The sequence below is a fragment of the Mesorhizobium sp. M0478 genome (genome assembly GCF_040321305.1).
Lineage (GTDB): Bacteria > Pseudomonadota > Alphaproteobacteria > Rhizobiales > Rhizobiaceae > Mesorhizobium.
Window position 1 is genome coordinate 1 of sequence record NZ_JAMYRH010000019.1, and the last position, 13,401, is coordinate 13,401.

At 63.8% G+C, this 13,401-nt stretch carries 10 protein-coding genes and 1 pseudogene; 7 read left to right on the plus strand and 4 right to left on the minus strand.

All coding sequences use genetic code 11. From position 1 onward, the window contains the following. Positions 1 to 206: transposase (locus NKI64_RS29375; RefSeq protein ID WP_352671685.1), on the plus strand; the 206-nt coding region annotated here is incomplete at its 5' end. A gap of 339 nt (positions 207 to 545) precedes the next feature. Next, positions 546 to 1,919: an amidase gene (locus tag NKI64_RS29380; RefSeq protein ID WP_023806964.1), complete on the plus strand. Its 1,374-nt coding sequence runs from the start codon at positions 546 to 548 to the stop codon at positions 1,917 to 1,919. On the opposite strand, the gene NKI64_RS29385 is transcribed toward NKI64_RS29380, so the two are convergent. Further along, positions 1,913 to 2,986 (minus strand): NAD(P)/FAD-dependent oxidoreductase, encoded by a 1,074-nt coding sequence (locus NKI64_RS29385; protein ID WP_023672884.1) that lies wholly within the window; start codon positions 2,984 to 2,986, stop codon positions 1,913 to 1,915. The two genes, NKI64_RS29380 and NKI64_RS29385, sit on opposite strands and share 7 nt — an antisense overlap. A 138-nt stretch (positions 2,987 to 3,124) precedes the next feature. Here NKI64_RS29385 and NKI64_RS29390 point away from each other — a divergent pair, with 138 nt between their 5' ends. Then, entirely contained in the window at positions 3,125 to 4,717 is a 1,593-nt protein-coding gene (locus NKI64_RS29390) for a peptide chain release factor 3 (RefSeq protein ID WP_023755673.1), read from the plus strand. 179 nt (positions 4,718 to 4,896) lie between these two features. Here NKI64_RS29390 and NKI64_RS29395 read toward each other — a convergent pair whose 3' ends face one another. Next, positions 4,897 to 5,367 (minus strand): VOC family protein, encoded by a 471-nt coding sequence (locus tag NKI64_RS29395; protein WP_023672886.1) that lies wholly within the window; start codon positions 5,365 to 5,367, stop codon positions 4,897 to 4,899. Positions 5,368 to 5,638: 271 nt separating this feature from the next. On the opposite strand from NKI64_RS29395, the gene ilvD reads away from it, so the two are divergent. Further along, the gene (gene ilvD / locus NKI64_RS29400; protein WP_023715582.1) at positions 5,639 to 7,483 is read left to right on the plus strand and encodes a dihydroxy-acid dehydratase; all 1,845 of its coding nucleotides are present in this window, start codon (positions 5,639 to 5,641) and stop codon (positions 7,481 to 7,483) included. Positions 7,484 to 7,551: 68 nt separating this feature from the next. Here the strand turns inward: ilvD and NKI64_RS29405 are convergent, their stop codons facing one another. Next, positions 7,552 to 9,309: an ABC transporter ATP-binding protein gene (locus NKI64_RS29405; RefSeq protein WP_023685110.1), complete on the minus strand. Its 1,758-nt coding sequence runs from the start codon at positions 9,307 to 9,309 to the stop codon at positions 7,552 to 7,554. A gap of 175 nt (positions 9,310 to 9,484) precedes the next feature. Here NKI64_RS29405 and NKI64_RS29410 point away from each other — a divergent pair, with 175 nt between their 5' ends. Both NKI64_RS29410 and NKI64_RS29415 read left to right on the plus strand, forming a co-directional pair. Further along, positions 9,485 to 10,765, plus strand: coding sequence for an amidohydrolase family protein (locus tag NKI64_RS29410; protein ID WP_023702648.1), 1,281 nt, complete (start codon positions 9,485 to 9,487; stop codon positions 10,763 to 10,765). Between the two features lie 72 nt (positions 10,766 to 10,837). Continuing rightward, positions 10,838 to 11,761, plus strand: coding sequence for a DMT family transporter (locus tag NKI64_RS29415; protein WP_352459242.1), 924 nt, complete (start codon positions 10,838 to 10,840; stop codon positions 11,759 to 11,761). A gap of 1 nt (position 11,762) precedes the next feature. Here NKI64_RS29415 and NKI64_RS29420 read toward each other — a convergent pair. After that, positions 11,763 to 12,658 (minus strand): annotated as a pseudogene (locus tag NKI64_RS29420) (phosphotransferase). A 106-nt stretch (positions 12,659 to 12,764) separates the two neighbouring features. Between NKI64_RS29420 and NKI64_RS29425 the strand changes: the two are divergent. Then, complete coding sequence (locus tag NKI64_RS29425) at positions 12,765 to 13,397, plus strand: class I SAM-dependent DNA methyltransferase (RefSeq protein WP_352671691.1); 633 nt, start codon at positions 12,765 to 12,767, stop codon at positions 13,395 to 13,397. Positions 13,398 to 13,401 lie beyond the last annotated feature (4 nt).

Consider the following 13,401-nt stretch of genomic DNA (forward strand, 5'->3'; position numbering starts at 1 on the left):
AGGAGTTTCCCGCCGATACGGTCCTCAAGCTCTACCGCATGCGCTGGCGCATCGAGCTCGCCTTCAAGCGCCTGAAGAGCCTGATCGGGCTGCGCTCTCCTCCCGCCAAAGACCCAAGGATCGCAAAGCCTTGGATCCTTGCACACTTCCTCATCGCGCTCGTGACCGAACCCCTCTCGCAGGAGTTGGGTGTCTCTCCCCCTTGAGCGACGGGCGCCCGCTGCTGTGGCGCGCCACCCGCCAGATCGTCGCCTCTCTGATCGCAGCGATCTTCGCTCAACCTCCCTTGGCAACCCTGCGCCACAATCTCCGTGCCTTGCGATATCGCTGGCGTGAGCCACCACGAAAGCGCAAGTTTCAGTCCATGCCAAAGCTATCTTAGCGCCTATGCCAAAGTGGGGGAGATGTCCGGCAGGACAGAGGGGGGCGCCGTAGAGCGCCAACCTCAACCGACCGGCAAGCGCAATTTTGATCAAGCGCCGATGATCTCCGAATGCTGAACTTGGTTTTAAACCGCGATACGTTTGGCAGCAGCCGGAGCAATCATGGACCTCGCCTTTTCCTCTACCATCGATCTCGCCGCCGCAATCGCGGCGCGAAAGATCTCCGCCGTCGAAGCTCTGGACGCCCATCTGGTCCAAATCGACCGACACAACGAGGCCGTCAACGCCATCGTCAATCTCGACCGCGAAGGCGCCCGTGAGCGCGCTGAAAACGCCGACGTGGCATTGGCGCATGGCGATGCGCTCGGCTCGCTGCATGGCGTGCCCTTCACCCTGAAGGATACGCACGAAACGGCCGACATGAAGACCACGGTTGGTTTCGCACCATTCGCCGACTATGTGGCAAAGGCAGACAGCCCGGTCGTCGCCCGATTGAAAGCCGCAGGCGGCATCCTGATTGGAAAGACCAATGTCGCGACGATGCTGGGCGACTGGCAATCGGACAATCCGCTGTTCGGTCGCACCAGCAATCCGTGGAACCGATCGCGCACGTCAGGCGGGTCCAGCGGTGGCGCAGCGGCAGCGGTGGCGACCGGCATGACGCCGTTCGATGTCGGCACCGACATGCAGGATTCGATCCGCCTGCCGTCGGCTTTTTGCGGCGTCTACGGGTTGAAACCGACCGAGCACCGCGTGTCCCTGGCCGGCGCCTTCCCCGATCCGAACGGCGCGGCGCGTAGCGTGCGGCTGATGTCCTGCCTCGGCCCGCTGGCGCGCAGCGTGGAGGATCTTGCGCTGATCTACAAAATCATCGCCGGCCCGGACGGAGCAGACACCGACCTCGCGCCGGTGCCCGTAGAGGCCATGCCCAGGCTCGACCTCAAGACATTGCGCATCGCCGTCGCGCCGTCCTTCCCCGGCTTTCCGGTGGCTGGTAAAATCGCTGCCGCGGTCGAAAGCCTGGCCAAGCGGTTGCAATCAGCAGGGGTGATTGTGGAAGAAGCGAACTTGCCTGAGATCGATCTGCATGACGATCTGGAGCAGGGCGGCGATCTGATCGGCATGATGCTGGAGGCAGCGCAGCCCGAACCGCCGGAGCAGCCAACGCCGATCACCAATTGGTTCGAGGCGCTCGCTCGCCGCGACCGCTCGATCCTGGCCTGGGACAGGTTCTTCGAAACCTGCGATGCCTTGCTGTGCCCGGTCGCCATGACCACGGCCTTCGCGCATTGTGAGCCCGGCACGCCGATCGAAGTCGACGGCAAGGAGCAAAGCTATTGGATGCTACCGGCCTATGGCGCGGTCTTCAATTATTCCGGCCATCCGGCACTCTCGCTGCCCTGCGGGCAAGACCGCGACGGCCTGCCTATCGGCCTGCAACTGGTCGGCAAGCGCTGGTCGGAATCGCGGCTGCTCGGCATCGCCAAGGCGATCGAAGCGCTGACCGGCGGCTTCAAGCGTCCGCCGGGCTACTGAGCAAACCGACCCAACCCATAAGGCGTCAGCAGCGGATCACGCTCGCCGTCGAGAATTTCGCGCGTGGCGAACAGCCCGACCGCGGGCGCCAGCGTTATGCCGGAATGCATGACGGCGACATAGAGACCTTCCGTGCCCTCGGCGCGGCCGATGATCGGAAAGCCGTCGATCGGCGTCGGCCGGTAGCCAACCGTGTGGAAATCGAATTCCAGTTCGTCGGCGCCGCGCAAAGCCGCCTTCATTGCTGCAAACAGCTCGCGCGCCGTGGCGTCGGGATTCTCACCGGGATCGCTCCCCGCGAAATCCGAGCCGGCGATGATGCGGCCCTCCGCCGTCTGGCGCATATGCAGCTTTTCGGCATGCACCAGCCCGTTGAGGAGCTTCTTGTAGGGCTGCGAGTGGACGATCAGACCGGGCGGCGTCTCGATTGGCAGCTTGATGCCGGCGGTAGCGGCAATATCGGGCGCCCCGACACCGGCTGCGATCACCACCTCTTCGGCTGGCATCAGCCCATGCGATGTATCGACACCGGCAATCCTGCCATCGGTCTGGACAAGTGCGGTTACAGAACTGGAGAGAACGCGCGCACCTTGCCGTTCTGCGTGGGCCAGCAGCGCCTTGGCCGCTGCGACCGGTTCGGCCACGCCTTCCTCCGCGACATAGACAGCGAATTCCGGCGGCTCGACGAGATTGGGCTCGATTTGCGCTGCCCGCCCGGCGTCGACGCGTTCGATGCCGTAACCCCAGCAAGCGTGCTCAGCCGCGTAGGCTTCGAGCCTGTCGGCCGGCAGATCCCAGCACAGCCCGCCGCACCAGGCGAGCGGCAGGCCGGGCAGCTCGTTTGCCAGCCGCTTCCATTCGGCCATCGCACGGATGCGCAGCCGGAAATAGATTTCGGGATTGCCCCAGCTGGCGTTGATCCAGGCAAAGGAGTTTGGCGTGGCGACGCCGCCGGCACCACTATCGGAAATCACAGTCACCCGCGCCCCGGCCTTGGTCAGGTGCCAGGCGATGGACGCCCCGATAATGCCGGCGCCAATGACGATGACTTCTTTAGCGCTGCTCATACCGGACCTCTCAGAATGGGCTCCTCTGATGCCACCGTAACGATTCAAGCTCAAGTGTGGTCGGCCTGCCGGCCCGAAACTGTCGACAGGCCAGCAATGCGCTGCTAGAAGCCCGCGCCACAGACAGGATTCCAGAAATTGGCTGAAGACATCGAACAGGCGGTATCGCGCCGCCGCACTTTCGCGATCATCGCCCACCCAGACGCCGGCAAGACGACGCTCACCGAAAAGCTGCTGCTGTTCGGCGGCGCCATCCAGCTTGCGGGCGAGGTCAAGGCCAAGAAGGACCGCATCCAGACGCGGTCCGACTGGATGAAGATCGAGCGCGAGCGCGGCATTTCGGTCGTCACCTCGGTGATGACCTTCGAATACGAGGACAATGTCTTCAACCTGCTCGATACGCCCGGCCACGAGGATTTTGCCGACGACACCTACCGCACGCTGTCGGCGGTGGACTCGGCCGTCATGGTCATCGACGCCGCCAAGGGCATCGAGCCGCGCACGCTGAAGCTGTTCGAGGTCTGCCGGCTGCGCGATATCCCCATCATCACCTTCATCAACAAGATGGACCGCGAAAGCCGCGACCCCTTCGAGATTTTGGACGAGATCGAGCAGAAGCTGGCGCTGGACACTGCCCCCATCACCTGGCCGATCGGCCGCGGCAAGACTTTTGCCGGCACCTACCACCTGGCGCTCAACGCTGTGCGCAGGGGCGATGCAGAGAAAGACCGCACGCCGGTCAACGGCCCCGACTCCAACCGCGTCGCCGGCCTGCTGCCGGAAAACGAGCGCGAAGCCTTCATCGAGGAGCTGGAACTCGCGCGCGAAGCCTGCCGCCCGCTCGACATCGACGCCTTCCGCGAAGGCCATCTGACGCCGGTCTATTTCGGCTCGGCGCTGCGCAATTACGGCGTGCGCGACCTGATCGAGGCGCTCGGCGCCTTCGGCCCGCCGCCGCGCGCGCAGGAGGCAGACACCCGCAAGGTCGAGGCGACGGAGGAGAAGATGACGTCCTTCGTGTTCAAGATCCAGGCCAATATGGACCCCAACCATCGCGACCGCATCGCCTTCGTGCGCGTCTGTTCGGGCAAGCTCGAGCGCGGCATGAAGGCCAAGCTGGTGCGCACCGGCAAGCCGATGAGCCTGTCGGCACCGCAGTTCTTCTTCGCTCGCACCCGCGTCACCGCCGACGAAGCGTTTGCCGGCGATGTCGTCGGCATTCCCAACCACGGCACGCTGCGTATCGGCGATACGCTGACCGAAGGCGAGGAGATACTGTTCCGCGGCGTACCTAACTTCGCGCCGGAAATCCTGCGCCGTGTGCGCCTCGGCGACGCGATGAAGGCGAAAAAACTCAAGGAAGCGCTGCACCAGATGGCCGAGGAAGGCGTCGTGCAGCTGTTTTCGCCGGAAGACGGCTCGCCGGCCATCGTCGGCGTTGTCGGCGCGCTGCAGCTCGACGTCTTGAAGGAAAGGCTGAATTTCGAATACACGCTGCCGGTCGAATTCGAAATGTCGCGCTTCTCGGTCTGCCGCTGGATCTCTGCCGACGACAAGGCCGAAACGCTTCGCTTCATTGAGGCGCATCGCGGCGACATCGCCCGCGACCTCGACAACGACCCGGTGTTTCTGGCCCAGCACGCCTTCTCGCTGAACTACGAAGCCGAACGCTGGAAGGCGATCCGCTTCGCAACCGTCAAGGACTACCAGGTCCGCGACAAGGCGGCCTAAGGCGCCCCTTTTCCTTCTGCCCGCTTACGCGGAGAAGGTGCCCGAAGGGCGGATGAGGGGCAGCGCCGACGTTGAAGGGTCAATTGGCTCCAACGCGCGCCGGCCCTTCGCATGGCTCAGGGCGTTCGAAGCTCGAAAAGCCAAGCAATTGGCTTTTCGTCCGCTACGCGGACCCCTTCTCACCCCTCCGCAGCTTCCTCGATCTTCGCAATATCGATCTTGCTCATCTGCATCATCGCCGACATCACCCGCCCGGCCTTGGCCCGGTCCGGATCCAGAAGCAGGCGCGGCAGTTGCTCCGGCACGACTTGCCAGGAGACGCCGAACTTGTCCTTCAGCCAGCTGCATTGCGACGGTTCGCCGCCGCCTTCGATGAGCTTGTCCCAGAAATAATCGACCTCTTCCTGGGTCTTGCAGTCGATCGACTGTGACATCGCCTCGTTGAACTTGAATTGCGGTCCGCCGTTCAGTGCCTGGAACTGCACGCCGTCGAGTTCGAACGTGGTCACCAGCGCCTTGCCGGCATCGGCATGGCCTTCGGGCCAACGCAGCACGCTCAGCACCTTCGAATTCTTGAAGATGGAGACGTAGAAATTCATCGCCTCTTCGGCCTGGCCATCGAACCACAGGCAGGTGGTGATCTTTTGCATGTCATGCTCCTCGGGGTGTTTTGTTGCGGTTACAGGTGAAGCGGCTGACTTATAGAAATGGTGCCATTCCCTTGCCGTCGTCCCAAGGACGAATGCCGGGCTAGCGATCCGACACTGGCCGGCAATCTTTTTCGAACCCTGATTTTCAGCGAGACTCTGGCGCATTGCAAAAATGTGGTCAGACCATACTTGCCGGTCTATAAACCCTGCGATCCAAGTTCCGCGCCGCCACGCTCCGCACCGGGCGCAGCCAGCCAGCCAAGGAAAATTCATGCCTGCCTATCGCTCCCGCACCACCACCCACGGCCGCAACATGGCCGGCGCCCGCGGCCTGTGGCGCGCCACAGGCATGAAGGACTCGGATTTCGGCAAGCCGATCATTGCGGTGGTCAACTCCTTCACCCAGTTCGTGCCCGGCCATGTGCATCTGAAGGACCTTGGCCAGCTGGTGGCGCGCGAGATCGAGAAGGCGGGCGGCGTCGCCAAGGAATTCAACACCATCGCCGTCGATGACGGCATCGCCATGGGCCATGACGGCATGCTCTATTCGCTACCATCGCGCGAGCTGATCGCGGACTCGGTCGAATATATGGTCAACGCGCATTGCGCCGATGCCATGGTCTGCATCTCCAATTGCGACAAGATCACGCCCGGCATGCTGATGGCCTCCTTGCGCCTCAATATCCCAAGCGTCTTCGTCTCCGGGGGGCCGATGGAAGCCGGCAAGGTGGTGCTCGCCGGCAAGACACAAGCGCTCGACCTGGTCGACGCCATGGTTGCCGCCGCCGACGACAAGATCTCCGACGAGGACGTCAAGGTCATCGAACGCTCGGCCTGCCCGACCTGCGGCTCGTGCTCCGGCATGTTCACCGCCAATTCGATGAATTGCCTGACCGAGGCGCTCGGCCTGTCGCTACCCGGCAATGGCTCGACCCTCGCAACCCACGCCGACCGCAAGCGGCTGTTCGTCGAGGCCGGCCATCTCATCGTCGATCTCGCCCAGCGCTACTACGAGCAGGATGATGAGTCGGCACTGCCGCGCAGCATCGCCTCCAAAGGCGCCTTCGAGAACGCCATGACGCTCGATATCGCCATGGGCGGCTCGACCAACACCGTGCTGCATATCCTGGCCGCCGCCCATGAGGGCGAGGTCGATTTCACCATGGAAGACATCGACCGGCTGTCACGCCGCGTTCCGGTGCTGTGCAAGGTCGCACCAGCCAAGTCCGACGTGCATATGGAAGACGTCCACCGCGCCGGCGGCATCATGGCGATCCTCGGCCAGCTCGACAATGCCGGGCTGCTCAACCGCAACCTGCCCACGGTGCATACGGCAAGCCTCGGCGAAGCGCTTGACCATTGGGACATCTCCCGCACCTCGAGCCAGAGCGTCCGCGACTTCTTTCTCGCCGCTCCGGGTGGCGTGCCGACACAGGTCGCCTTCAGCCAGGACCGCCGCTGGGACGAGCTCGACCTCGACCGCGAGAAGGGCGTCATCCGTTCGGCCGAAACGCCGTTCTCCAGAGACGGCGGGCTTGCGGTTCTGAAAGGCAATCTCGCGCTCGACGGCTGCATCGTGAAGACCGCCGGGGTCGACGAGTCGATCCTGAAGTTCACCGGCCCGGCCCGCGTGTTCGAAAGCCAGGACGCTTCCGTCAAAGCGATCCTGTCCAACGAGATCAAGGCCGGCGATGTCGTCGTCATCCGCTATGAAGGGCCGCGTGGCGGCCCCGGCATGCAGGAAATGCTCTACCCCACCAGCTATCTGAAGTCGAAAGGCCTCGGCAAAGCCTGCGCGCTGGTCACCGACGGCCGCTTCTCGGGCGGCACATCAGGCCTGTCGATCGGCCATGCCTCACCGGAGGCGGCCGAAGGCGGATTGATCGGGCTGGTGCAAGAGGGCGACACGATCGAGATCGACATCCCCAACCGCACCATACGTCTGGCGGTCAGTGACGCCGAGCTAGATGCGCGCCGCGCGGCCATGGAGGCAAAGGGCGCCATGGCCTGGAAGCCCGAGGAAAAGCGCAAGCGCAAGGTGACGACCGCGCTGCGCGCTTACGCAGCCTTCGCCACCAGCGCAGACAAGGGCGCGGTGAGGCACGTGCCGCAGTGAGGGGGTGCGGCGCCGACCCCCACCCCGCTGCTGCGCAGCGACCCTCCCCACAAGGGGGAGGGTAAAGCTCACGGCATCAGCTGATATTCGTAAAGCTTCTGATACAGCCCGCCCTGGTTGAGCAGCGTGCGATGCGCGCCGCTTTCCACCACCTTGCCGGCCTCCAGCACCACGATCGTGTCGGCCTGGTGCACGGTCGACAGGCGGTGGGCAATGACGATGGTGGTGCGCCCGACCGTCAGCTGCTGCAGCGCGTCGCGGAACAGCGCCTCGGATTCGGCGTCGAGTGCGCTGGTCGCCTCGTCCAGAAGCAGGATTTCGGCATTGCGCAGCATGGCGCGTGCGATCGAGATGCGCTGGCGCTGGCCGCCTGACAGCAGCGCGCCATTCTCGCCGACATCCGTGTCGTAGCCTTTCGCCTGGGCGCTGATGAAGTCATGTGCATTGGCGGCCCTTGCGGCGGCCATTACTTCCTCGTCCGTGGCGCCCTCGCGCCCGAGCCTGATGTTGTGCATGATCGTGCCGGCAAACAGGAACGTGTCCTGGCTGACATAGGCGATCTTTTCCCTGACCGAGGTGAGCGTGGCACAAGAAATGTCCTGCCCGTCGAACATCACCCTGCCGCTCTGCGGGTCGTACATGCGCATGATCAGGTTGAGGATGGTCGACTTGCCACTGCCCGAGGGTCCGACGAGCGCCGTCATTTTGCCTGCGGCAAGCGTCAGGTCCAGTCCCTCGAACACCGGCGCGCTTTCGGGGTAGGCGAAGCTGACATTGTCGAAATGGATCTCGCCCGGCCCGGCCCGCAGCGGCTTTGCATCCGGCTTTTCGGCCAGCGTCAGCGGCCGGTCGGCGAGCTGGAACATCATGCGCACGCCGACAATGCCGGTTTCAAGCGAGATGCGTACGCGGGCCAGGCGCTTGGCCGGCTCATAGGCCAACAGCAGCGCCGCGATGAAGGCCATGATGTTGCCCGGCATCTGACCGCCGCCGCCCAGAACCAGGAAGCCGCTGACAAAAACGGCGCCAGCGATGGCCAGCCCCGCAAGCGTTTCCATAACCGGGCTGGTGGCGGCCTCCAGCGTGGCGATGTTGTTGGCGCGGCTCTCCACGTCCGACACGGCCTTGTACATGCGCTTGCGCATGGCGCCTTCGAGACCGAAGGATTTGACGACGCGCACGCCGATCGCCGTTTCCTGCATCACCTGCACGATCTGGCCGAGCGAACGGAATTCTTGCGAGGCAATTTTTCGGACGCGCTTCAGGATACGATTGACGCCGTAAATGGCGATCGGCCCGATCACCAGACAGATCAGGGACAGCGCCGGCTGCTGCCAGACCATCACACCCACCAGCGCAGCCAGCGTCACCAGGTCGCGAACATAGGACGTGACGATTTGGTCGAGCACGCTGCGCGCGGCCTGGGCATTGTTCGTCATGCGCGAAATCAGTTCGGACGAAGAGGTCGAATGATAGAATTCGATGCCTTGCGCAAGAATGCTGTCATAGATCTTGCGCTGCCGGTCGGCGATGATGGCATTGCCGACCCTGCTCATGAAGTAGGCCTGGATGAAGTTTGCGAAGCCCTTGAGAATGAAAATCGCTCCGGTCGCCGCCGCGATCAGATTGACCTGCCCAATCCTCTTGTAAACCACGAATTCATTGGTGATTTCGCGCAGCATATAGGCGCTGGCTGCTGTCGTTGCCGCCACCACCAGCATCGACAGAATGGCCGCAGCGTAGCCAAATCTATGTGCGTGAAAGGATTCCCGCAAAAGCCTTGCGATAAGGCGCTGGTTTTCCGTCGAACGGAAGAAGCGAAACAAATGGCCGATCCCATGCCTGACTGACGAATTTCGGATTCGCCACCGGGGCGAAAGGCGGCTTATAGAGCGAGTTGTGGCCGGATGGAACCTTTCGCTGTCGCGGAGACAATCGGCTGCGGCACGGTGTCTTTTGCGCCACGATTGCGGCGACTGATCTGCGGGGAGATGACGACAGATGGATTTCGACCTTGTTGTGCGCGGCGGAACGCTGCCCGACGGCACCGTCGCCGATCTCGGCATCATCGGCGAGACGATCGTCGCCATCGAGCCCGAACTGCATGTCAGCGCCGGCACGTCGATCGACGCCCGTGGCAATCTGATCTCGCCGCCCTTCGTCGATCCGCATTTCCATATGGATGCGACGCTGTCCTACGGCATTCCACGCATCAACGCTTCGGGTACGCTGCTGGAGGGCATTTCGCTATGGGGCGAGCTGAAGCCGCTCCTGACGCATGACGCGGTTCGCGAGCGGGCGCTCGCCTATTGCGACTGGGCGGTCTCGATGGGCCTGCTCGCCATCCGTACCCATGTCGATGTCTGCGACGACCGGCTGCTGGCGGTCGAGGCGCTGCTCGACGTCAAGAAGATTGTCGCGCCCTATATCGATCTGCAACTGGTCGCTTTCCCGCAGGATGGCTTCTACCGTTCGCCGACGGCGCGCCAGAACACGCTGCGCGCGCTCGACATGGGCGTCGACATCGTCGGCGGCATCCCGCATTTCGAACGCACCATGGCCGACGGCACGCGCTCGGTGACCGAATTGTGCGAAATCGCGGCTAAGCGCGGGCTGATGGTCGACCTGCATTGCGACGAGACCGACGATCCGCTGTCGCGCCACATCGAGCAGCTTGCCTATGAGACGCAGCGCCTTGGCCTGCAGGGCAAGGTGGCCGGCTCGCACCTCACCTCGATGCACTCGATGGACAATTATTACGTCTCCAAGCTGCTGCCGCTGATCGCCGAGGCCGGTGTGTCGGCGATCCCCAATCCGCTGATCAACATCATGCTGCAGGGCCGCCACGACACGTTTCCCAAACGGCGCGGAATGACCCGGGTGAAGGAGATGCTGGCGCTCGGCATCCGCGTCGGTTGGGGCCAGGATTGCGTTCTCGACCCCTGGTATTCGCTGGGCACCGCCGACATGCTCGACGTCGCCTTCATGGGGCTTCACGTCGCTCAGATGTCGAGCCCTGCCGACATGGCACGCTGCTTCGACATGGTCACCAATGTCAACGCCGCCATCATGGGCCTCGATCATCTCGGCCTTGCCGTGGGCAAGCGCGCCAGCTTCGTCATCCTCGATGCCGGCAACCCGATCGAGGCCTTGAGGTTACGTGCCGAACGGCTGTGCGTCGTCGCCAGGGGCAAGGTGGTGGCCGAGCGCACGAAGCAGGAGACACGGCTGTCGATCGCCGGCCGTCCCGGACAGGTGAACCGGCGGCACAAAACTGCGTAGAAACAGCCGATTTCCGCCGCTGGTCTTACCGATTTGCCTCGTCAAAGCGGCCGCTTGCAGCTAGGGAGCCGCATGGCCCAGTCGCTCGTCCGCACCTTTACCATCAGGAACGTGCTTTTGGCCGGCATCCTTTTGATGCTGGCCGGCGACTTCATGTTCGCGCTGAACGACGCGATGGGCAAATGGCTGGTCGCCAGCTTCTCGGTCGGCCAGGTGGTGCTGATCCGATCGATCGGGGCCTTCATCGTGCTCGGCCCGATGATCGCCAACCAGGGCGCCGGCAGACTGTTCCGGATGGAGCGGCCGGTCCTCCAGATTCTGCGCGTGCTGGCGACCACGGTGGACACGGCGCTGTTCTATGCCGCCGTCGTCTATCTGCCGCTTGCCGACGTGATGAGCTTCTACATGGCCGGGCCGATCTATGTGGCGGCGCTGTCGCATTTCCTGCTCGGCGAAAAGGTCGGCTGGCGCCGCTGGGCCGCCATCCTGGTCGGCTTCTGCGGCGTGCTGATCATCTTGAAGCCCTCTTCGGCGGCGTTCTCGCAGTCCTCGCTGTTCGCACTGGTCGGCAGCATCGCCTTCGCCTTCGCCATCATCCTCAGCCGCCGCCTGCGCGGCACCAGCGACACCACGTTGGTCACATGGCAGACGATCGGCACGCTGCTGGTTGGCGCCGTGATGACCATCGGCGCCTGGAAGGCGCCGTCGGCACTCGATTTCGGCGCCATGCTCCTGCTCGGCATCGTCTCCTGCAGCGCGCATCTGATGATTACCAGGGCGCTGAAACTGGCCCCTGCCTCGACGCTGGCGCCGCTGCACTACAGCCTACTTCTATGGGCGGTGATCTTCGGCCTGGCCTTCTTCGGCGACGTGCCGGGACCGCGCATCCTGATCGGCTCGGCCATCGTCGTGCTCGCCGGCCTGTTCATCTTCCACCGCCAGAAGGTGGTCGAAACAGTCGTGCCGCCGGAGAACGTGCCGAAAGGCGTGAATTGACCTAACCTTGCCGCACCGCCGCCAGATGCCGTGAAAACTCAGGCGTTTCCATCAGCGCCTTGCAACGGGCGAAGCGGCCGTCGGCATAGGCGCGGAAATCCTCGACCGGGTTGTTGTTGGCAAGCTGGATCAGCCCCCACAGCGTCCACAACACATCGCCTTGTAGATAACGACGCGGCCGCGGTCGGCCGGTTTTGCCTCGCCGCCGAAATAGGCCCGCATCATCTCTTCCTCTTGCGCGATGTCGAATCGGCCTTCGACCGAGAGGTCGCCGAGATCCCAGAGCGGGTCGTTCATCCCCGAATATTCCCAGTCGACGATCCACATCCGCTCGCCCGTATCGAGAAAATTCTCGCACAGCGGATCGCAATGGCAGGCGGCAAGCGGCAGTCTATGCGCGGCAAGGGACGCACGCACGGTGTCGGATTCGCGCACCACGTCGTGGTAGCCCGGCGGCAAGGCAACGTCCTTGGTCGACAAGACCTTGAGATAGTCGTCGATCATCGCAAACAGCTCGAAGCGGAACGGAAACACCGCGCCGGACGCGTGCAGCTTGCGGAAGGCTTCGCCGGCGCGGGCCGGGCTGCCGGCGCGCAGCTTGAACTTTTGCGGCGACATCGTCACTGCGCCGGCAACGAAGCGGCTCGCCAGCACGCCTGTCGCGGGGTCGACATGCAGCACCTCGGGACTGACGCCGGCTTTGGCCGCCTCACGCGCCGCCACCGCTTCATTGGCGCGGTTGATGTACTCCTCCGTGCCTTTGCCGGGGATACGCAGGCAGATATCACCGGCCCGGAAGACGAGATTGGTCATTCCGCCCAGCCGTTCCAGCGGCCCATCATAGCCCGCCAACGCCGGAATCGCCGCAAGTGTTGCGCGTGCCTCGTCCGTCCCCATGCCTGTTGCCCCTGGCGTGCTATTTCTTGCGACAACGGTTCCACAGTTTTCGCCGTTTGGCTATCATCGGTTCCAGGGTGAGCAGCGAGCTGGCGGAGAAACAGCCATGGCGGACGACAAGGATCATGGCGGGCTTGGCGCCGCCTATGCGGCGCAACGGCCCGAGGACGTCGCCGCGATCTATGACAATTGGTCGGAAACCTACGATGCCGATATGTCGGCCGCCGGCTACCGCCATCCGACGATCTGCCTGGCCCTGCTCGCACGGCATCTGCCGCGCGGCGCGGCCCCGCTTCTCGATGCCGGGGCCGGCACCGGGCTGATCGGCGAGTGGCTGGCCATCACCGGCTATCCCCAGGTCGAAGCGCTCGATATTTCGCAAGGCATGCTGGCCAAGGCGGCGGCAAAGGGCGTCTATTCGGCGCTGCATTGCCTGGCGCTCGGCGGCCCGCTCCCCTTTGCCGACAATGCCTATGCCGGCATCGTCTCGGCCGGCGTTTTCACCTCCGGCCACGTCGGCGCCGAGGGGCTGGACGAACTGATCCGCGTCTGCCGTCCCGGTGGCGTCATCGTGCTGACCATCAAGAACACGCTGTGGAACGCCGGCTTTGCCGATCGCATCGCTGCGCTCGAGGCTGAGGGCAGGGTCGTTCGTGCCGAGGAGACTGCGCCTTATGTTTCGATGCCGGGCGAGGCTGACACCGTGCCCAGCCGCGGCCTTGTGCTGCGCGTGATCTGAGTCT